The sequence below is a fragment of the Pectinatus haikarae genome (assembly GCF_050916305.1).
Taxonomy (GTDB): Bacteria; Bacillota; Negativicutes; order Selenomonadales; family Selenomonadaceae; genus Pectinatus; species Pectinatus haikarae.
The window spans coordinates 2,932,096-2,953,868 of sequence record NZ_CP116940.1; the positions used below are offsets into that span (position 1 = coordinate 2,932,096).

Here is a 21,773-nt window from a genome sequence, read left to right on the forward strand (position 1 = left end):
AGGGGGAAAATGTAAATGTCGCTTGTAAAGATGAGTGAGCTTTTGCATTCGATAAAAGATAATTCCTATGCGATCGGCTCTTTCAATGTTTCCAATATGGAGATGGCAATGGGAGCGATAAGAGCTGCAGAAAAAATGAATGCTCCTATCATGATACAGATAGCTGAGGGCAGACTGAGGTATTCACCGCTTGAGCTGCTGGGTCCGGTAATGGTCGCTGCTGCAAAATATGCGTCTGTTCCCATTGCAGTTCATCTTGACCATGGCGGAACGATGGAAACTATTAAGCTGGCTCTTGACATCGGCTTCACGTCCGTGATGTTCGACGGTTCGAAATATCCGCTGGAGGAAAATATAAAGCTGACAAAAGAGGTAAAGGCTCTTGCCGATGGATACGGGGCAGATGTTGAAGGTGAAATAGGCAAGGTCGGCGGCGCAGAGGGAGATTATAAGGAGGTGGATATTGCAATCACCAGTGTTGAAGAGGCTGAACGATTTGCAAAAGAGACCGGGATCAACGCGATGGCAGTTGCTATAGGAACAGCGCACGGCAATTATAAAAGTGAACCCAAGCTCAGAATAGACCGCCTGCAGGAAATCGCAGCCGTGGTAAGCTGTCCCCTGGTGCTGCACGGAGGGACAGGACTGACAGCAGATGACTTTCACAACTGCATCCGAAACGGCATAAAAAAAATAAATATAGCAACAGCCTCCTATGACAGTGTGGCCAGGTATATAAAAGAAATGATAAGTGCCAAACCTGATGCCAATTACTTTGACATCAGCGATGCGGCAGTGAAAGCTGTAACGGAAAATATTGTTAAACATATGGAAATATTCGGATTAAAAAATAGACTTTAACAAAGGGAGATAAAAAATGGCTCTGTTAGAATTTGATAAATCAAAACCAATGGATATAATCCCAATGGGACGGGCAGCTATAGATTTCAATCCCAATGAATTGAACAGAACACTCGACCAGGTTCGCACCTTTACCATGTATTTAGGCGGAAGTCCTGCCAATATAGCAGTCGGCATGGCAGCACTCGGCAAGAAGTCAGGCTTTATCGGTGCCGTTTCTGATGATCAATTCGGCACCTTTATTGAAAATTTTTTTAAAAACAGAAATATTGATACAAGTCAGATCATAAGGGCCAAAAACGGCGAAAAACTTGGGCTGACATTCACTGAAATATCCAGCCCCACCGACAGTCAGATTTTGATGTATCGCAATATGGCGGCAGATTTTGCTGTTTCACCTGAAGATATATCAGAGGAATATATAAAGAACAGCAAAATTTTATTGGTTTCGGGAACAGCACTTGCAGCCAGTCCTTCCCGCGAAGCATGCTTTATGGCTATTCGATATGCCAAAAAACATAATACAAAGGTGATTTTCGACATAGATTACCGGCCGTATAATTGGAAAAGCCTGTCAGAAGTGAGCATATATTATTCACTGGCAGCTCAGATGAGTGATGTCATTATGGGGTCAAGAGAAGAATTTGATCTTACTGAAAATTTACAATATGGAAACAACAGCGTATCAGACTATGAAATAGCCGATAAATATATAGCATTGGGCAATAAAATAGTCATAATAAAGCACGGAAAAAAAGGATCTGTAGCTTACGGAGCAGACGGAAAAGCTTATAAGGTAAATTCCTATAAGGTGAAACTTCTGAAATCCTTTGGCGGCGGAGATGCTTATGGTTCAGCGTTTATTTATGGACTGCTGGAGCATTGGGAACTGCCGGAATGCCTGCGCCACGCTACGGCACATGCGGCAATGGTCGTGGCCAGCCACAGTTGTTCCGAAGCTATGCAGGATATAGTATCCATTGACAAATTTATCAATGAACGTAAAGATGAACAAGTGATAACGCCTGTAGATTGGAAGGTTGTATTATGAGTGAAGAAAAATTCGGCCGTTTGGGAAGAACTCTGCAGCATGGCTACAACAGCATGGTCACATGCGACAGCAATATGATGATGGATATAGGCTATCAGGTCATGAATAAAAATGACGCAATTTTCTTTGAGGAAAAGGGAAAAGAAACAGCCTATGTGATTCTTACCGGTGAAGTAGAAATTTCCTGGGAAGCGCATACGGAAAAGATGAAAAGGACTTCACTGTTTGATGAAAATCCTTACTGTCTGCATGTCCCGTCCGGAGTAAAGGTATCCATAAAAGCTTTGAATGATGCCGAAATGTTAATTCAAAAAACAGAAAATGACAGAAATTTTACCGCCAAATTTTACTATCCCAAAGATGTACAGTGTGATATCTTTGGCAAGGGACAGTGGGGCGGCTGCGCGGAAAGGACTGTCCGTACCATATTCGACTATGAAAATGCACCGTATTCCAATATGGTAAACGGAGAGATAATTAATAAGCCTGGACGCTGGACCAGCTATATACCTCATTTTCATCCGCAGCCGGAGGTATATACCTATAAATTTGACAAACCGCAAGGCTTCGGCGGCTGTTTTATCGGCGATGACGCTTTTAAAATTGCCCATAACAGCTGGTGCGCCGTCCCCGGCGGACAGACGCATCCGCAGACTGCAGCACCAGGCTACGTTATGTGGTACAGCTGGATGATAAGGCATCTGCCGGGCAACCCATGGGTAAAAACCCGTACTGACGACAGTGAGCACACATGGCTTTTGGCTGAAGATGTCAAAATCTGGCCGGATAAATAATTCGGCGAAATATGAATGAGAGGATGAATCTAATCAATGGCAAAAACAATTCGTCTGACTATGGCTCAGGCACTGGTAAAATTTTTAAATAATCAGTACATTGAGTTCGACGGAAAAGAAAACAGAATGTTCAAAGGGATTTTCACTATTTTCGGACACGGTAATGTAATTGGGCTTGGACAGGCGCTGGAAGAAGATCCGGGAGAATTGACAGTGCATCAGGGACGCAACGAACAGGGTATGGCGCATGCGGCAATGGGCTATGCAAAACAAAAACTCAGAAAACAGATTTACGCCTGCACCTCTTCTGTCGGCCCAGGAGCCGCAAATATGGTGACGGCGGCGGCTACCGCCACGGCAAACTGCATACCGGTGCTTTTTCTGCCCGGAGATGTTTACGCTACCCGCCAGCCTGACCCGGTACTGCAGCAAATGGAACAACCGTCGGATCTTTCGATCAGTACGAACGACGCATTCAGAGCAGTAAGCAAATACTGGGACAGAATAGCACGGCCGGAGCAGCTTATGTCTGCCTGTATCAGCGCTATGCGTGTTTTGACCGATCCTGCAGATACAGGAGCCGTTACCATTGCTCTGCCGCAGGATGTGGAGGGTGAAGCCTATGATTATCCGGAATATTTCTTCACCAAACGTGTTCATCGCATTGATCGCCGTCCGCCGACAAAAGCAATGATCGAAGATGCCGTTAAGGCGATAAGATCCCATAAAAACCCCATACTGATCTGCGGAGGCGGAGTGAAATATTCCGAAGCATGGGAAGAGTTCAGGAACTTTGCCCATAAGTTCAATATTCCCTTCGGTGAAACTCAGGCGGGACGCGGCGCTATAGTCTGGGATGATGAGATGAATCTGGGCGGCATTGGTGAAACAGGCGGTCTGGCCGCCAATGTGATCGCCAAAAAGGCTGACCTGGTAATCGGTGTAGGAACACGCTATACGGACTTTACTACATCCTCCAAATGGCTGTTTCAGAATCCCGATGTAAAATTTCTTAATATAAATGTATCTGAATTCCATGCTTATAAGCTGGACGGCATACAGGTAGTGGCAGATGCCAAAGCTGCACTGGAGGCAATAAGTGAAACTTTGGAAAAAACCGGAGGTTATAAAAGCACTTATACAAGTGAAATAGCTGCGGCAAAGGAAGAATATAACACAGAAATAGATCGTGTTTACGGTGTTGAATATACAGGCAAAGGATTTGTTCCTGAAATTGATGACCATCTTGACCGCGAAAAGGTATTTGAAGAGGTTCATAATATCACCGGTTCTTATCTCACTCAATCTTACGCTTTAGGTGTATTGAATGATTTCATGAAAAATGATTATGTCGTGGTCGGTTCTTCAGGTTCGCTGCCAGGTGATCTGCAGAGGGCATGGCGGGTGAAGGAACAAAACAGTTATCATGTTGAGTATGGTTTCTCCTGCATGGGATACGAAGTAAATGCGGCGCTCGGCGTAAAGCTGGCAGAGCCGGATAAAGAAGTATACAGCTTCGTCGGGGACGGTTCTTACATGATGCTTCATTCTGAACTGCCAACCTCCATACAGGAGCATAAAAAGATAAATATCATTTTATTTGACAACATGGCATTTGGCTGTATTAATAATCTTGAAATGGAACATGGCATGGACAGTTTTGGCACTGAATTCAGATTTCGTGACGAAAAGACAAATAAGCTCACCGGCGGACTGGTGCCGATAGACTTTGCCATGAACGCAGCTTCCTACGGCTGTAAAACATATAAAGTCACGACTGCCGATGAATTGAAAGAAGCTCTGGAGGATGCCGCGAAGCAGACTGTTTCAACACTTATAGATATAAAAGTACTTCCAAAGACCATGGTCCACAAATACGGCTCTTGGTGGCGTGTGGGTGTGGCACAGACGTCTAAAAATCAGCGCATTCGCAAGGTATATAAAGAAATTTCCTTGAAAATAGATGAAGCAAGAAAATATTAAACATGAGTCGGATATGCTTATACTTAAGTATATCCGACCATATGACCAGAACAGATTTCAGTATTAATAATTGTTATTTTCAGATAAGACAAATAATATTTTAAATTTTAAAAAGTCATTACTAATTATAGTGGTTATTGCGTGTGATAAAAATGAATATTTTACTTCATATAATGCATACTCAAATCTCAAAACTCAATTTATAAATTTAATTGCAAGACATATCTCATTGCTCAGTTAAGTATTATTCCTATAAAAACGCACATTTATAAATAGAAAGTTTACCCATAACGCATACTCTTTCAAAAATATCCGCTATGGGATTAAACTATATCAGCAGCTCATCAAAAAATGAAAATGTTTTACTAATGGGAGGATAAAAGATGTCTACTCACATAAATGATCAAGGACATGCATTTCTTAAAAAAATTGCTTTTTCCGCAACTTTCGGTGCTATATTGTTTGGTTATGATACAGGTGTCATAAACGGTGCTCTGCCGTTTATGTCAAGGCCCGATCAACTGAATCTGACTCCGGCCAGAGAGGGAATGGTCGCCAGCAGCCTGCTTTTCGGGGCGGCATTGGGGGCCTTCTTCGGTGGACGTATCGCAGATGCCAAGGGACGTCGCAAAATGCTTCTTATTTTGTCGGTAATATTTTTCTTATCAACTATAGGCTGTGCTCTGTCCCCCAGTTTTGAAGTCATTGTGGCTTTTCGTTTCTTACTTGGAATTGCTGTCGGCGGTGCATCTGTCACAGTCCCTGCTTACTTATCAGAAATGTCACCGGTAGAAGGGCGGGGTCGTCTAGTTACTCAAAATGAATTGATGATAGTATCAGGACAATTACTGGCATTTGTAATGAATGCTATTTTGGCAGTTTCCTTTGGCGAAGCAGGTCACATTTGGCGCTGGATGCTTTCAATAGCCACTATTCCTGCGGTCTGTCTGTTCGTCGGTATGTACCGAATGCCGGAAAGTCCGCGCTGGATGGTACGGCAGGGCAGAATTGGGGAAGCATTAGAGGTCCTAAAAAAGGTGCGTGACGAGAAACAGGCTGTAGCAGAACTTGAAGAAATTCAGACAAACATTGAAAAAGAAAGTTCAAAAAAGGAAGTAAAGCTCAGTGAATTAGGCGTTCCCTGGGTGCGCCGAATTGTGTTTATAGCAATCGGCATCGCAATGTGTAATCAATTCGGCGGTGTCAATTCCGTTATGTATTATGGCACACAAATACTGCAGAATGCCGGTTTCAGTACAAATGCTGCCATCGTCGGAAATATAGCAAACGGCATCATTTCAGTAATCGCAACCTATCAGGGCATTTATCTGATGAAAAGCCACGGTGTTCGCAAATTACTGATGCTGGGTTTTATCACCACTATGATCTGCCATATCATTATCGGCACCTCAAGCCTGCTGTTTTCGCATGAAGCATTTTTCCCATATTTTATTCTTTTTATGACTGTAATGTTTATGATGTGCAACCAGGGCCTGATAGCACCGACTACTTGGCTGCTTCTCTCTGAAGTTTTTCCGATGCGTCTGCGCGGCATGGGCATGGGTGTTGCTGTTCTATGCATGTGGCTTACCAACTTCGTAATAGGTCTGACTTTCCCTGTACTGCTGTCAATAGTGGGACTTTCTGGAACATTTTATACTTTTGCCTGCATCGGAGTAGTCGCGCTTATTTTCGTGAAACTTTGGGTTCCTGAAACCAAGGGACGTTCGCTTGAAAAAATCGAAGAAGATTTCAGAGCCTATGGTGCTACGGATGAAGAAAAAGCTAAGCAATATATAGAAAGAATTTGAATTTTACTATAAATATATCTGCTGCGATAATATTATCTGTTCAGTAATGTTGAGTGAGAGTTTTAGCGTACCGATTTTATCACGCGTTTATATAATATCAAGATTTACAATTATCGAGGGAAGCTTATCAGCTTCAAAATACAATATATCCAGAGCAGGATATAGGGGAGGCCGATATAAAAGCAATTTTATTTGTTTGAATATGCACCAGGACCCATTTTAAACTTTCTAATATATATTATAATATTTTAAAACATTGATTGAAAACAAAGGAACTGCACTTGGCAGCTGATTTTTCATTATTGATTGTTTCATCATATATACAATTGCTTTGGTGAATGATTTAAGTATAAAAAACAATTACATCGAATATAAATCGTTAATTTACAAGTAGAGAGCCTTCTATGGTTATGAATTTTAATTATAGAAGGCTTTTTGCATTTTTCAATAATAATCAGGTATAATAACTAAAAACAGTTTTGCAGATATTTCTTCGGACAAGTATGCAGAAGCATCCATTGAAATAGAACAGCTAACATCTAAAGAGGTAAAAAAATTGACAGTACAGCATTATATAAAAAAAGATTTTCAACCGGGCATTGAAAAGGATATACGATTGCTATACGTATGTGAGGCGGATGAAAGTCAGGCAAATTATCCTTCACTGCTGCACTCACACAATGATCGTCTGGAATTGGTCTACGTATATAAAGGTGAAGGAATCCACCGCATAGGCAATAATCTTTATCATACTCAGGCTGGTTATATATCAGTATTCAACAGCAATGTTCTGCATGACGAAATGGCCAGGCCTGATATAGGCATGGGTTTTTTCAATTGCGCCGTAAAAGGCCTGAAAATCAATACTCTGCCGGAGAACTGGCTTATCCCCCAAACTGTCAGCCCGATATTGAAATGCGGCGATATCAGCTGGTGTGTAGAAGATATCTTTCGGCAGATGAAATATCATTTATCCAATAACCGAGAAGGCGCAGAGCTTATATGTCAATATTTGATGGATGCACTTTTATGCATGATTATGAATCAAATTCCCTTTGAGGCAGACAAAAAAAATACAGAAGACAACGAATTGATCATCGAAGTAAAATCATATATTGATACGCATTATTCTGAAAAGCTGACATTTGATTCGTTGTGTGAAAAACTGCATATCAGTGAATCCTTTCTCTCACATAAATTTAAAAAGGTAACAGGTTTTTCTCCTGTACAATACATAACACGCAGACGTATGGGAAAAGCACAGACTCTTCTGATAAGTTCTGACGAAAGCATCACCGAAATAGGTGCTGTGGCCGGCTATGAAAATACCAGTTACTTTAATATGCTGTTTAAAAAAATTATCGGCATGACCCCACTGGAATACAGACGATACTGGGTCGGCAAGGAACAATACAGAAAGCTTGATGCATTGAATCAGGATAAGCTCTGATATTCCATAGTCAACTTGCTTCTTATATTTTTCGATGCCCAAAGCAGCTCCGTTACGGTTTCTGAAATGAGTTATTTATTATGATGCCAGATATTGATATTTTTATTTTACGGACTTAAAAAGTATATATATTTCAGGCCTGCGGTTCTGATGAACGTGCGAGATACTGCAAGTTATTTTCCCACAAAAAGCCTATAATACAAGTATAAAAACATACAGTTACAATAATGAAGGGAGTCCTTTAGTTATGAAATTAGGTATGAATGAAGCTACAGCTTTAGAAAAATCTTCTTTAAAAAAAGATTTGGAATTATGCGAAAAATATAAATATGACTATATTGAAATTCGCACTATGGACAGTCTGCCGAATTACCTGAAAAAACACAGCATTGATGATCTGGCCGAATATTTTAAAACACATAAAGTAAAACCGCTGGCTTTCAATACATTGTGCTTTTTCAACAATCGTACACCGGAAGAATATCAAAAGGTCCTGGATGAGCTGAAGTATATGTGCGAAGTGGGCAACAAAATCGGCTGCAATACGATTATAACAGTTCCGACTGTGGACCTTAAAAAAACCACTCGCACTCAGATACGCAAATCAGCAGTAAAATGCCTCAGTGAAATGGCAGATCTGGCAGCTGATTATAACATGCGGCTGTCGGTGGAATTTATCGGTCATCAGGCAGCATCAATAAACACTTTTGGTCAGGCTTACTCAATAATTGAGGAAATTGATAAAAAAAATCTTGGTATCACTCTTGATTGTTTTCATTTTCATGGAATGGCATCCAAAATAGAGGATTTGGAAAAGGCAGACGGACAGAAAATTTTTGTTGTTCATCTGAATGATACTGAGGATTTTCAGATAGGTGTGCTTTTAGATGAGGACCGTGTGTGGCCGGGAGACGGATGTATTAAATTAGGAAAGATTTTCCGCACGCTGAAAAAAATCGGCTGGAAAGAAGATGTGGTTTCTCTGGAATTGTTCCGTCCTGAATATTACCAAATGGATCCCGATGACGTATACCGTATTGGCATGGAAAAATCAAAATCGATTATCAATAAGATCAACATGATCGAAAAGGGTTGGTTTTGAGAATTTTTATAAGTATCATACAGGCTTAGTAAAAATGGGCATTCATTTATTACTGAGTTATAAAAGGCTCATTGTCGGTGCATTCTATATCAGATGCATCGATAATGAGTCTTTTCTATTTATTTTTTCATAATTTATAGATAAAACTAATAATTTTTAATATAAAAGCTTCGGGCAAACTCATTGACACCGATAATTAATATGCTATACTGATGGCAAGTAACGGAGGAGGGATAGGAAATGAAAAATCTGACATTGTTATTTACTGGAATTACACTCGTCGGTGGTGTGATTCTTTCATTGATATCTGGCTCATGGATCATGCTGGCAGCAGCTGTTATCCTGATGGGCAGCAGTTTCGTAATAAGCTATATAGGCAGTATGCTGGCCTTGTCAGGCGATGAAGCTGCAGATGATGCTGAAAGTGTCGTTTATCGGCGCGCCTGTGCAAATAAGTAGAACTCTGACTTTGGCTTCAGACGGTTTTGTATAATTATAATGCAGGAAAATGTGAGGGACGGGATAATTATTCCGTCTCTTTTGTTTTGCCGTTTTCCATATATACCAATATATGCCAGAAATATGTTATAATCTCATTTTTCTAAACTGACCGGGAGTCAAATTAGCGTATTTAATAAATGAACGGATAAAATGAGATCTGCTGCTGAAACCGCAGAAAAACGCTACTTCTTCTATAGACAGTGATGTTTCAACAAGTTTTTCTTTAGCCCTTATTATACGAATATTCATAATATATTTATGCGGAGAAAATCCGGTTTCTCTTTTAAAAACACGGCAGAAGTGATACACACTGAGGTTTGTTAAATGACTCAGCTGTTTCAGATCCAGGGATTTATTGAAATACTGGTTTATATACCATACGGCTTTTTTTATCTCATTTGAAAGTATGTTTTCTTGATTATTCTGGATATAGAAAAATGAGCAGAGTAATTCGTAAATAAGGGTGGATATTTTATTCTCGTTCATGATATTTATATCACAGGTCAGCAGCTCAAAAATACTGTTGAAATTATGCTGAGCCTTGCAAGTACGTTCTCTGATAAAAAGACTTCCGCATTTTTCATACAATTCGTCGCAAAGCTTTTGGGAAAGTCCGCCAGAAAAATGAAACCATTTGAAAACAGTAGTGTTTTCTACATAATAGACATTTTCATATTTACAGTCCAGCAAGACCATTTCATTTTCATTGGCTGTAAAATGTCTGTTACGATACTTGAAAGTAAGACTGCCATATTTTACCCAAAACAAGATAAAGCAATCTAAATGTTTTCTGATTACCTTATATTGCGAATTACAATGATATTCGGCTCCCCACAGGACATAGTGATGAATCTTTTTTGTGAAATCTGATGCTTCATAGAAATATATTCCCTGCTTTTCTGATATACCGGTTTCTTTTTTTATGATTCCTTTTTGGGAAAAATTATTTTCATTTGAATTCATAATGTCATCTCCTGATTATTGAGCAAGAAATGTAACTTTTAAGCCAAGTTATTAGACTGATTAGTGTATAGATATATTGTAAAATAAAAACAGCTGCTAGAGTAATTTAATAAATAAGTTTTTAGTTTCAGGCAAGATTTTGTCCTATGTAAATGAAGTTTAAAAAATGTTATGCGCGGGATTGTCCATTCCTTGGGAACGGCTGACTGAATAAAGGTATCAGCTTCTCTAATTGACCGCTTGCAGCGACGGGAATATCAGAATGGTAATTACTGAGCAGAAAAGGAGTGTTAAAAATGAAACAGATAAGAATCGGAACTATCGGCGGCGCTGGATGGATCGGACAGGTGCATGCCACCTCCATGCAAAACGTTCAAAGAATTTACGAGGAAGATACGGGAATACCAGTATTTGAAATTGTATCAGATGTCAATGAAGAAAAATTAAAGACTGTACAGAAAAAATTTGGGTATAAACGATATACTGCAGATTGGAGAAATCTGGTGTCGGATCCTGACGTTGATTTGGTGGATATAGCTACCCCAAACAGTATGCATTATGAAATGGCCAGAACAGCACTGGAAAATGGTAAACACGTGTTCTGCGAGAAACCGCTTACACTTTCCTGGGAACAGTCTGAACAATTATCTGCATTGGCACAGGAAAAAGGAGTCGTTAATTATGTGGCATTTAATAATTTAATGAATCCTGCCAATCAGTATGTCAAAGAATTGGTTCAAACGGGCAAATTGGGAAAAATTGTGAGAGTTGAGGGGACTTATGATCAGGATATGCTGTTGGACCCAAATATTCCAATTACCTGGCGGCATATAAATAAATTTGCCGGTTCGGGCGCTTTAGGTGATTTGGCGAGTCATTTACTGAGTGTGTTGCAAATGATTTTAGGAAATATTCGGGAGGTTAATGGTGTGTCCTCCACGGTTATACCGGAAAGACCCGTAAAAACGGACTCCTGCGAAAAAGCCAGAGTGGAAAATGAAGATGTTATTGGCTTCATGGTCAGATATGAAAATGGAGCAATAGGAACTGTCGGGGCCAGCCGGGTGGCGACTGGACGCAAAAATTATTTTGCATATGAAATTCAGGGAACTGAGGGAAGTGTAGTCTATAATCTGGAAAGAATGTGTGAGGTGAATGTTTATTTCAAGAAGGACGAAGGAAGGGATATGGGGTTCAGAAATGTACTTTTGAATCCGTATCACGAAGGTTATTCGGCATTTCAGCCTGCACCGGGAATTGCAATTGCCTTTAATGATATGAAGATCATTGAAGCGCATACTTTGCTGTCGGCACTGACCAGAGGAACAGACTATATAAGCAACTTTGCTTTTGGAGCTAAGGTGGACGCTGTTATTGCGGCTGTACTGAGATCTGTAAATTCAAGGCAATGGGAAAAAGTATATGCCGGTAAATAAAGTTCATGCGGGAGGCGCAAACATGTTTGAAAACAGAAAAATTCACTTAGGCATAGCGCCGATAGGTTGGAGTAATGACGATATGCCTTCATTAGGCGGTGACATATCGTTTGAGCAATGCGCCAGTGAAATTGCTTTAGCGGGATTTGAAGGAACTGAGGTAGGTGGAAAGTTTCCTGCGGAGCCAGAGATACTGCGCAAAGCGTTGAATATGCGCGGCATACACATTTCCAGTCAATGGTTCAGCTCATATCTGTGCTCGGTTTCCTATGAGGAAAATGAGAGAGAATTTGTTAAAACACTTGATTTTCTGAAAAAATTCAATGCAAAACGGGTAAATGTATGTGAACTGACCCGCTGTCTGTTTTCCTCTGAAAAATCTATGTTTGGAAAATTTAAACCGACAGCTTCCAGTGAAGAATGGAAACGATTGTGCACCGGGTTAGACAAACTGGGAAGAATAGCTAAAAACAGAGGATTTAAAATGTGTTATCATCATCACATGGCAACTGTCGTACAGACACTGGAAGAAACAAAGCGCCTGATGGAGAGTACCAATCCGGAGTATGTATATTTATGCTATGACACAGGCCATTTTACATTCTCGGGTGAAAACGCCGTACAAGCAGCGAAAATATTCAGCAGCAGGATAGGCCACGTTCATTTAAAGGATATACGGCAGAATAAAATGAAACAGGCGGAAGAGGAGGGTTTCAGATTCAGAAAAGCTGTTTTGGCCGGCTGTTTTACCATACCGGGAGACGGTTGTGTAAATTTCCCGGAAATATTTGAAATATTGGATAAATCAGGCTATGAGGGATGGCTGCTGGTTGAAGCTGAACAGGATCCGGGCATTGCCAATCCTTTTGAATGTGCAGTGCGGGCCAGAACATATATAAGGAAAACGACCGGATTATAATTGATTTTAGACGATAATCAGGCCGCTCTGATAGTTTCTGCTGCTATAAGCGGTGAGTGAAGAGAATGCCGGTTCTTTAAGTTGGACAACTGTGGTATTCCTTTTTCTTTTACCAGTACTGGAGAAAATTTAAACAGCAACGCTGTTCCTACGATTATGATTTTACCGGTTGGCCGATGCAAAAAGCACTTCCACTTGTCATGCGGAAGTGCTTTTTGCATTTTAAAGGAAAGCAGGAAGACCGCGGAGGTGTTTTCAGACCGGCGCATTTCTGCCTCCGATAAAGCCACGGGCTGCCATATGAGATAAAAAGTGAAAGGCTCTTCTCTTTTGCATTATCAAAAGACAGCTGACCAACCAGATCAGTATATAGATTTATCCGGATCAGCTCCCAAAGTGTCCAGTACCTGCGGCAATTCATTAAGAAGCTCCATATCTCCGTCACTGAGTGCAAAGTCAAAGATCAGCGCGTTTTCTTTTATGCGATCAGGTTTTACGGATTTAGGCAGCGGCAGTATCTGTTTTTGCAATGCCCAGCGCAGACATATCTGTGCGATAGATTTACTATATTTTTCACTCATTCTCTGCAGTTCGGGCATCCTGAATATATCACCATGAGCCAAGGGCGACCAGCCTTCAACGACAATATTATTTTTATGGGCAAATTCAACCGTATCGACATGATTCAATCCCGGGTGCAGCTCTATCTGGTCTACCATGGGCGCGATCCGGCAATGATCAAGCAACGGACGCAGGTGCCGTATCATAAAATTGCTGACACCGACAGCGCGTATATATTTTTCCTGATAAAGTTTTTCAAAGGCTTGCCAAGTTTCCAATATCATTATTTGCCAGTCATGTTCATGTCCCTTTACTATCGGCCAATGTATAAGATATAAATCAAGATAATCAGTCTGAAGTTTTTTAAGCGATTCATGAAAAGCCTTTAATGTGTTTTCATACCCTTGATCATGATTCCACAGCTTACTTGTGAGAAAAATATCGCTGCGATGCACACCGCTGCCTGCTATTGCTCTACCGACACTTTGTTCATTACCATAAATAGCTGCAGTGTCAATATGGCGATAGCCGATTTTCAGAGCGTCCAATACCGCTTTTTCCGCGGCACTGTCAGGTGTTTTCCAAGTTCCATAACCAATACAAGGTATCTTAACCCCATTATATAATTCATAACAATCTGTTAATTTCTGCATGTAAATCGCCCTTTCTCTGCAATGCCCCAGCATATTCTGCCAGATAATAATTCCGAAAATCATCACAAGCAGAACAGGATGGATGAGAGTCTATAATTTCAACTCCATTCTTATACCTGTTGTGTATCATATTATAAATATTTTGATTAATTTTTATCAATATATTTATAATATGATGTTAATACGAGGTGTTAAGTTTGTCAATTTTTTTATGTAAAATGATAATTTTTTGATTGATAAAACCATAATTAATTTGTAATATAGTATGCAGAGACATATTTTACGATTGATTATCCGCTTTACCGCACCTGCATGTGCAGATTACGCGACTGCGACAGCCTCTGAATATAAAAATCATAATCTCAGGGTGATAAAATGACTATACAATACTACATAAAAAAACCGTTTAAACAAGATTTTGAACAAAACGCAAAATTGCTGTATGCCTGCTTTGCCGATGCTGTGCAGACAAGCCTGCCTACAGTCCTCCACTCGCATCATGACCGATTGGAGCTTGTATATATATCTGAAGGACAGGGCCTGCATCGCATCGGAAATGGTCTTTATCATACAAAAGCCAATGATCTGCTGATTTTCAATAATAATGTCCTGCACGATGAATGTGCTAATCCCAATACAGGAATGAGTATATATACCTGTGCTGTAAAAAACATAAATCTATCAGATATGCGGGAAAATGAAATTATTAGTGATGACTTTGAACCGATTTTGCACTGCTCTGATCAGGGAAAAATTATAAAAAACATATTTGAAGGAATGATTGGCCAGCTTGCAAATGACTGCTGCGATGCTGATAACATATGTCAATATTTGCTTAGTGCATTGCTGCTGGTAATTACCCGTCAGGTGCCCAAAACAAGAAAAGCCTTTTCACTAAGAGAAAGTGAGTTGGTAATCCGCATAAAACAATATATAGATGACCACTATTTGGAAGCACTGACTCTGGACGGTCTGAGTGAAAAACTGAATATGAGCGATTCATATCTGTCACATAAATTTAAAAATTTTACCGGTTTTGCACCAATGGAATATATTATCCGAAGACGTATCGGAAAAGCTCAGTCATTGCTTATCAGCACAGATAAGAGTATAACGGCAATAGCGGCGGAAGTGGGTTATGAAAATAATAGTTATTTCAATACTCTCTTCAAAAAAATGGTGAGAAAAACACCTCTGGATTACCGGCGTTATTATGTAGGAATAGAACAATATAATAAATTAAACCGGTTGTCCAAATTTTAATGGCTAAATAAGGCTGCAGTAAAAACTACAGCCTGTGAATGGAATATTATTTACTGATAGTTTGGTTCAGTGCATCAATAGATGAATGAAGTCCTGCTTCCACTGACATTGTCAGATCTTCCATTTCCAAAGAAACAGCATCATTATAGCCCATCATTCTGACAACGGAGAAAAATTCTTTCCACCACTGCAGATCCTTGCCGCAGCCGACAGCCACATAATTCCAGCTTCTGTTTGCCGATTCAGTTACCGGTTTAGACTCGGGCAGGCCGTTAATATCGCATAGACCTCTTTCTATACGGGCATCCTTGCCGTGCACATGATAAAGAGCTCCTTTCAAAGCCCGCGCTGTGGCTATTGGGTCGGCTCCCATTACTATCAAATGCGATGGATCAAGATTCATGCCAATTATAGGATCTACCGCATTTCGCAGCTTCCATAATGTTTCTGCATTATATACCAGCTGACAGGGAAATTCTTCTATAGCAATCTGCTCAATTCCGTTATTTTTACAGTGCTCCGTGAAATTCTTCCACCAGGGAACGGCGATATCTTCCCATTGATAGCGAACTGTTTCCACCATATAGTCAGGCCATGAAACTGTTGATGTTATCCAGTTTGGAGTTTTATCTCCAGGAGCACCTGCCGGCAGGCCAGACATCATTACCAGCTTTTTTACCCCCAGTCTGCCTGCAAGCACGGCAGTAGAATACATACTTTTACTGTAAAAACTGCCTGTTTCTGTCGGCCATAATTGATTACCGGAACAATTCAGGGCAGCAATACGCATATTGCGGGCGGTCAACTCCTTCTTGTAGGCTTTCAATTTACTGTCATCCGTCAATAGTTCTTCAGTAGGAACATGCCTGCAGCCGCCCCATCCGCCGGCAGTCATTTCGACCGCATCGATCCCCATTGATTTTACTTTATCAAGCATTTGTGTAAAGCTCAACTCTCCTAAAACGTCCGTGCATAATGATAAATACATTTTTTAATACCTCCGTTATTTAAATAATTAATATACTTGTAATATTCTATCGATATTATTTAGTATAGCAAAGCGCCTGATTAAGTGTTAATGATATCTTGCTGTTATAAGCATGAATATAGAACAGACACCACAAAGTATTATAAAATATTGCAGAAATAACAACCTGCTGCATTATTTAATTTAAACTGCGCCTCATAAAGTTTGACAAAATTTCCATAATTGTCATCTGTATCTTCCTGACCGAAAAGCCAGTTCTATTTCTTCCAGACTTTTTCCTTTAGTTTCGGGCACATAATTTTTTACAAAAAATATTGAAAATAATCCTATTATAACGAAAATTGCAAAAGTAAAAAACAGACCAATAAGATTGAGCAGAATGGGAAAGAATAAACCTATCAGAAAATTGACTATCCAGACAAAAAATACACATACTCCCATTCCCAGCCCCCGCAGCTGCAGCGGAAAGAATTCTGCCAGAAGGAGCCAAAAAACAGGTGCTATGCACCCCTGCATAAAGGCAAGAAATGTCACGGTAAGTGCAAGAACCACATAAGGTAAATGAGGATCACCAGACATGTATTTGGATACCAGAGCCAGACAAGCCATTACTGAAGTTGTTCCGGACAGCCCAATTAAAAACATCGGTACACGTTTTACCTTCCCAACCAGAAACATGCCAACGCCAACGGCTATGACAGCTATAAGACCGTTCAGAGTATTGGCGATCAATGCCGCTTCCGTACTGAACCCGGAAGTCTTTAAAATTTGTGTACCGTAAAACATGATCGTGTTGACACCAGTAGCCTGTGAAGCTGCTGCCACACCTATCCCAATAAATACTACACGTCTTACCCACGGAGTAGTAAGCTCGCGCCAGGAAATTTTCCTTATGTGATTTTCTGTTGCTATGGCATTTTTAATAGATTCCAGTTCACCTACAGCTTCGGCACTGGAACAGCGTATTTTTTTCAAAACACCCAAAGCTTCGGAAATTTTACCATTATTGATCAACCACCTTGGTGATTCCGGCATTTTCAACATTCCTATGAACAAAAATATCGCTGGCAGAGCAGCTATTATCAGCATGTATCGCCATACATGTCCTGTGTCACCAAAATAATGACCTAAAACGGCATTGCAGATAAATGCAGTAAATTGTCCGATGACTATCATCCATTCATTTTGGGTGACCATACGCCCGCGTTTTTCAGTCAGAGACATTTCAGCCAAATAGGTTGGCACCGTAACAGAAGCACCGCCTACTGCTATACCAAGAAAAAATCTGCCGATGATCATTATTCCGGCATTGCGTGATAAGGTACATCCCACAGTAGCTGCAAAAAAGAGGACCGCCAGATACAGAATAGTTTTTCTCCTGCCGATGTAATCAGACAGCTGTCCGATTATTACAGACCCCAAAGCGGCACCGAATAATAATCCGGCAACCACAAAACCTTCTGTAGATGGAGTAAGATTCAACTGGTCCGGTGCTGACATATATGGCAGTGCTCCGTTAATAACTCCGGTATCGTAGCCGAATAACAGTCCGCCGAAAGTGGATATGATCATTATTACCGTCAACGATTTATTGGCATCAGCATTTAAAGTATTTTTCTCTTGCATATCCTGTCCCCTTTCAATATATAAAAAAAACAGGAGCATCATTGGGAGGATCATCTGATACTCCTGTCAATACAAACACTTTAACCCACGATTAATCTACCTAAAACACTCCATCGTATGCATCGTAATTCCTGAATTTGGCATAAAATTTTATTTATTGAAAATCCACCCAGACAGAACCGCTGTCAGCAGAACGAACACAGTTTTGTATCCATTTTACGCCTTCCAGACCGGCGTTTATATCAGGATAAACGAACGTCCTGAGAAAATTTATATCGTTACGATCCGCAGCCTCAATCGCCCTGGCAAATTTTAGATAAATATTTGCCCAGGACTCGCCCAGACCTTCGGTGTGAAGAGCACCGAAACGATCATCAGCTAATCCTTCTTTTTTCAAATACGGCATGCCATGATAAAGTATTTGGTAAGGTTGTCCCTGAATTTGATATAAAAGCCGATTAGGCTGAAAATCACTGAATTCAATGCTGGCTTTTGAGCCGACTATACGTATAGTTTGAGATTCCATATAACCTGCATCTACCGCCGAAAACCATGCTGTACCTACTGCACCATTGTCATAGTGCATCAGCATATGAACATTATCTTCAAGCGGAGCCCTGCTTTTTATGAAACTTTGACGGTCACATAACAGCTGTTTTATTTTCAGATCAGGCAGCATCAATTGAGACATATAGTAGGTATGCGTGGACAAATCACCTATTACAAAGCTGGGACCGGCAATCTTTGGATCTACGCGCCATTTTTGCGCTTCACTGTATTTTTCTGCATCCTCGGTTGCAGAAAATCCGTGAGTGTAGCGTAAACTTACAATGCGGATTTCACCCAGTTCACCGTTTTCAATCATTTTACGGGCCTGAAAAAGCATAGGGTGACCGCTGAATCCGTAAGTAACACCGACTATTTTATTTTTTTGCTCAGCCAGTCTTTTTATTTCTTCTACCTGAGCAATTTCAAAGAACAGTGGTTTTTCGCAGATAACGTGCATGCCGGCGTTCAATGAGGCTTTTGTTATTTCATAATGTGTACCGTTTGGGGTGGCTATGGAAACCACTTCTGCACCGTCAGGACGTTTGGCTTCTTCTTCAAACATTGTTTGGTAATCGGGATAACAGCGGCTTGGATCGACTCCAAGATTCACACCAAAATCTCTGCCCCGTTCAGGATCAATATCAAAAGCTCCGGCAACGAGGCGGAAGGCTGTATTATCACGCAATGCACCTGTCCTGTGTTTATAGCCGACTTGTCCTGTGCGGCCTCCGCCGATCATTGCCCAACGTAAAGGCCGGGAAATACTTTTTTCACCATTCAGCATTTTTATTACTTCCTTTCAATAATATGTACTAAAGCTTAAGCATCATTATATACGAATTCATTTCAGATTAATTTCACTATTCTGCATTTTATTGAAGCTGAATATTTAATCTTATCAGGCTTTTGAAATTGTCGATATAATAGATTTTTGCCGATAATTTCATTATATTGTTCTGTACACATATTTTGAGGCCAACTTACTTCTTTCTGAATGCAGTACAATAATGTATTCCGAAAAATCATTCAAAAAAATTGTTGTTCATGCAGTTAAATGAATGGTATGACAAATATCAACTAAAGGAGTTTTATCGATGTTTACCAAAGGGAAATTTAATTCCATTTTCAAAGAAAACACATATCCCGATCTGATATCCGTATATCAGGCCACAGGCAAATACACAGAAATGCCTCGCGCCATGCATTCACACGAAAGCACTGTAGAACTGATTCTCATAACCGAGGGCTATGGCATACATATTATTGATGGGAAAAAATATTATACGGAAAAGGGTGATCTTTTAATCTTAAATGCAGGTGTTTTGCACGATGAATCATCAGCGGGGACAAATCTCTGCATTGCCACCTGTGCCTTGCAAAATTTATCGATCCGTGATTTTGAAACCAATACCCTAACAGGGAAGAATCAAAATCCTATTTTGAAAACCGATAAGGACTTCTCCGAAGTAAAGAAATTATTTTTTCTGATGTATAATGCTGTAAGCATGAAGGATTATAGTGCGGAGGAATACTCCAATTATCTTTTAAGGGCATTATTAGTGCTGATATGCGGCATCATCCGAAAAAATTCTGACCATGACTATACCAAGGATGAAAATAAGCTGGCGCAGAAAATAAAAAAATATATGGATATACATTATACGGAAAATTTGAAATTGAATATGCTGGCCGGATACATTCATGTCAATACGTATTATTTGTCGCATATATTCAAAAAGGTTTATGGACAGTCGCCGATGCAGTATGTTATGCGGCGGCGTATCGGCGAAGCACAGACGCTGCTGATCGATACCCGGAAAAATATTACGGATATCGCTATGACAGTAGGATACAACAGCCAAAGCTATTTTAACGGAATCTTTGTCAAAATTACCGGTCTGCCGCCCAGAAAATACCGCATGCTGTATTCAAAAATTTGATTCTTTGCTGACAGGGGAAAAACTGACGGTCCTTAAAATATTGCATAAAAAAAGCCCAGGAAAAATTTCCGATTGTTTTGGTCGAAAATTTTCCCTGGACAATATTAAGGTGATATAAATGGCAGGTAATTTTAAAGAATGCATTGCTGATCAGACTGTCTTTGCATTATTTGCTGCTGGCTTCTTAGATCGTTCAGTTCAGCGGACAGACAGCTATGGACGCAGCAGATCATAATCTTCTGCCTGCTGCTCCCTGATGGAATGAAAGTCCGCCGCCGACGGAGATCATTTATAAAAATCAGGGCGATCCTTCATTTTGATCGGCAGAATTTTGCCGGGATTTTGCTGTGCCTGTACGCAGACATCAGCTGTCAAAGCTGCCGCATAGCCATCCCATGAAGTTGGACCGTTGAGTTTCTGTCCCTTGTTGATATTATTGATAAAAGCTTGAATTTCGTAATCATATGCTTTTATGAATCGTTGCTTCCAATCCATGAGTATAGGACGATTCAACGCTGCTTTCTGCCGCGTCTGCACAGTGGCCGGTTCGGGCAGATAAGCGATGCCGTCTTCACCGACTACTTCGCATTTTATATCATAGCCGTATTTGCAGTTTACAAAAATTTCCACATCGATACGAATGCCTTTCTTTGTCTCCACTAAAACAATTTGCGGGTCTGCCAAGTGGCTGGAGGCATTACCGGTTTTGCGCGGATATATGACCTGAGCCGATATATACTCATCATCCAAAAGCCAATGCAGTACATCTATTTCATGAATCATAGTATCATTTATAGCCATATCTGTAGTGTATTTTTCATCAACGGCAGGATTGCGGTGTGCAGCGTGCAGTATAAGCGGTGCACCGATCTGTCCTTCATCAATTGTTTTTTTCAGAGCTACATAACCCTCGTCAAAACGGCGCATAAAACCGACCTGCACCAGATGTTTTTTTTGTTTCATTTCCTCTTCAACTATTTCAAGACAGTCATCCGCCGTTGTAGCCAGCGGTTTTTCGCAAAACACATATTTCTTCTGTTTTACTGCTTCAAGCACGAATTCTTTATGGGCAGGTCCCCAACAGGTCACAAGTACAGCGTCCACATCCGCCGATCTGATAAGTTCATGTCCGTCGGCATAAAATTTTGCGTCCAGATGCAAATCTGCGATAATTTTTTTTGCATTATTCTCGTTTATATCATTTACGGCAACGATTTTCCCGCCTGATAAGGTATTTGTTATTCTCTTAATATGCTCCAAGCCTATTGCGCCGCAGCCAATAACACCAATTTTTACTGTCATGATGAAACCTCCCATTATAT

General features: G+C 40.4%; 19 protein-coding genes. 12 read left to right on the plus strand and 7 right to left on the minus strand.

Translation table 11 applies throughout. From position 1 onward, the window contains the following. Positions 1 to 15 precede the first annotated feature (15 nt). The 8 genes from NXG61_RS14080 (at position 16) to NXG61_RS14115 (ending at position 9,511) form a co-directional block, all read left to right on the plus strand. Positions 16 to 861 (plus strand): class II fructose-bisphosphate aldolase, encoded by an 846-nt coding sequence (locus tag NXG61_RS14080; protein WP_307224362.1) that lies wholly within the window; start codon positions 16 to 18, stop codon positions 859 to 861. A 16-nt stretch (positions 862 to 877) separates the two neighbouring features. Continuing rightward, complete coding sequence (gene iolC, locus NXG61_RS14085) at positions 878 to 1,912, plus strand: 5-dehydro-2-deoxygluconokinase (protein ID WP_307224364.1); 1,035 nt, start codon at positions 878 to 880, stop codon at positions 1,910 to 1,912. Continuing rightward, positions 1,909 to 2,706 (plus strand): 5-deoxy-glucuronate isomerase, encoded by a 798-nt coding sequence (locus NXG61_RS14090; protein ID WP_307224366.1) that lies wholly within the window; start codon positions 1,909 to 1,911, stop codon positions 2,704 to 2,706. The genes iolC and NXG61_RS14090 overlap by 4 nt, the downstream gene beginning before the upstream one ends. A gap of 36 nt (positions 2,707 to 2,742) precedes the next feature. After that, positions 2,743 to 4,689, plus strand: a complete 1,947-nt coding sequence (iolD, locus tag NXG61_RS14095; RefSeq protein WP_307224369.1) for a 3D-(3,5/4)-trihydroxycyclohexane-1,2-dione acylhydrolase (decyclizing) — start codon at positions 2,743 to 2,745, stop codon at positions 4,687 to 4,689. Positions 4,690 to 5,072: 383 nt separating this feature from the next. Further along, positions 5,073 to 6,500: a sugar porter family MFS transporter gene (locus tag NXG61_RS14100; protein WP_307224371.1), complete on the plus strand. Its 1,428-nt coding sequence runs from the start codon at positions 5,073 to 5,075 to the stop codon at positions 6,498 to 6,500. A 556-nt stretch (positions 6,501 to 7,056) separates the two neighbouring features. Further along, the gene (locus tag NXG61_RS14105; protein ID WP_196605579.1) at positions 7,057 to 7,950 is read left to right on the plus strand and encodes a helix-turn-helix transcriptional regulator; all 894 of its coding nucleotides are present in this window, start codon (positions 7,057 to 7,059) and stop codon (positions 7,948 to 7,950) included. A gap of 247 nt (positions 7,951 to 8,197) precedes the next feature. Then, on the plus strand, positions 8,198 to 9,052 hold the full coding sequence (locus NXG61_RS14110; RefSeq protein WP_307224374.1) for a sugar phosphate isomerase/epimerase family protein: 855 nt from the start codon (positions 8,198 to 8,200) through the stop codon (positions 9,050 to 9,052). A gap of 240 nt (positions 9,053 to 9,292) precedes the next feature. Beyond that, positions 9,293 to 9,511, plus strand: coding sequence for a hypothetical protein (locus NXG61_RS14115; RefSeq protein WP_196605581.1), 219 nt, complete (start codon positions 9,293 to 9,295; stop codon positions 9,509 to 9,511). Positions 9,512 to 9,637: 126 nt separating this feature from the next. On the opposite strand, the gene NXG61_RS14120 is transcribed toward NXG61_RS14115, so the two are convergent. Next, positions 9,638 to 10,516: a helix-turn-helix domain-containing protein gene (locus NXG61_RS14120; RefSeq protein ID WP_307224376.1), complete on the minus strand. Its 879-nt coding sequence runs from the start codon at positions 10,514 to 10,516 to the stop codon at positions 9,638 to 9,640. A gap of 296 nt (positions 10,517 to 10,812) precedes the next feature. Here NXG61_RS14120 and NXG61_RS14125 point away from each other — a divergent pair, with 296 nt between their 5' ends. Together NXG61_RS14125 and iolE are read left to right on the plus strand one after the other, a co-directional pair. Then, positions 10,813 to 11,952 carry a Gfo/Idh/MocA family protein gene (locus tag NXG61_RS14125; protein WP_307224378.1) on the plus strand — a complete coding sequence of 380 codons (1,140 nt, stop codon included), beginning with the start codon at positions 10,813 to 10,815 and terminating at the stop codon, positions 11,950 to 11,952. Positions 11,953 to 11,974: 22 nt separating this feature from the next. After that, positions 11,975 to 12,871, plus strand: a complete 897-nt coding sequence (gene iolE, locus NXG61_RS14130) for a myo-inosose-2 dehydratase (protein WP_307224380.1) — start codon at positions 11,975 to 11,977, stop codon at positions 12,869 to 12,871. 17 nt (positions 12,872 to 12,888) lie between these two features. Here the strand turns inward: iolE and NXG61_RS14135 are convergent, their stop codons facing one another. Together NXG61_RS14135 and NXG61_RS14140 are read right to left on the minus strand one after the other, a co-directional pair. Further along, complete coding sequence (locus NXG61_RS14135; protein WP_307224381.1) at positions 12,889 to 13,140, minus strand: hypothetical protein; 252 nt, start codon at positions 13,138 to 13,140, stop codon at positions 12,889 to 12,891. Between the two features lie 93 nt (positions 13,141 to 13,233). Continuing rightward, positions 13,234 to 14,085 (minus strand): aldo/keto reductase, encoded by an 852-nt coding sequence (locus tag NXG61_RS14140; RefSeq protein WP_196605582.1) that lies wholly within the window; start codon positions 14,083 to 14,085, stop codon positions 13,234 to 13,236. Positions 14,086 to 14,460: 375 nt separating this feature from the next. On the opposite strand from NXG61_RS14140, the gene NXG61_RS14145 reads away from it, so the two are divergent. Beyond that, entirely contained in the window at positions 14,461 to 15,348 is an 888-nt protein-coding gene (locus tag NXG61_RS14145; RefSeq protein ID WP_307224383.1) for an AraC family transcriptional regulator, read from the plus strand. A 46-nt stretch (positions 15,349 to 15,394) separates the two neighbouring features. Here NXG61_RS14145 and NXG61_RS14150 read toward each other — a convergent pair whose 3' ends face one another. From NXG61_RS14150 to NXG61_RS14160, 3 genes are all read right to left on the minus strand, one after another. Further along, entirely contained in the window at positions 15,395 to 16,336 is a 942-nt protein-coding gene (locus NXG61_RS14150) for a sugar phosphate isomerase/epimerase family protein (RefSeq protein ID WP_196605584.1), read from the minus strand. A 225-nt stretch (positions 16,337 to 16,561) separates the two neighbouring features. Further along, positions 16,562 to 17,962 (minus strand): sugar porter family MFS transporter, encoded by a 1,401-nt coding sequence (locus NXG61_RS14155; protein WP_196605585.1) that lies wholly within the window; start codon positions 17,960 to 17,962, stop codon positions 16,562 to 16,564. A 154-nt stretch (positions 17,963 to 18,116) separates the two neighbouring features. Continuing rightward, on the minus strand, positions 18,117 to 19,295 hold the full coding sequence (locus NXG61_RS14160) for a Gfo/Idh/MocA family protein (RefSeq protein WP_196605586.1): 1,179 nt from the start codon (positions 19,293 to 19,295) through the stop codon (positions 18,117 to 18,119). A 310-nt stretch (positions 19,296 to 19,605) separates the two neighbouring features. On the opposite strand from NXG61_RS14160, the gene NXG61_RS14165 reads away from it, so the two are divergent. Beyond that, a complete protein-coding gene (locus NXG61_RS14165; RefSeq protein ID WP_307224386.1) occupies positions 19,606 to 20,451 on the plus strand; it encodes an AraC family transcriptional regulator in 846 nt (281 codons plus the stop codon). Between the two features lie 285 nt (positions 20,452 to 20,736). Here NXG61_RS14165 and NXG61_RS14170 read toward each other — a convergent pair whose 3' ends face one another. Continuing rightward, positions 20,737 to 21,753: a Gfo/Idh/MocA family protein gene (locus tag NXG61_RS14170; RefSeq protein WP_307224389.1), complete on the minus strand. Its 1,017-nt coding sequence runs from the start codon at positions 21,751 to 21,753 to the stop codon at positions 20,737 to 20,739. Between the last annotated feature and the right edge of the window lie 20 nt (positions 21,754 to 21,773).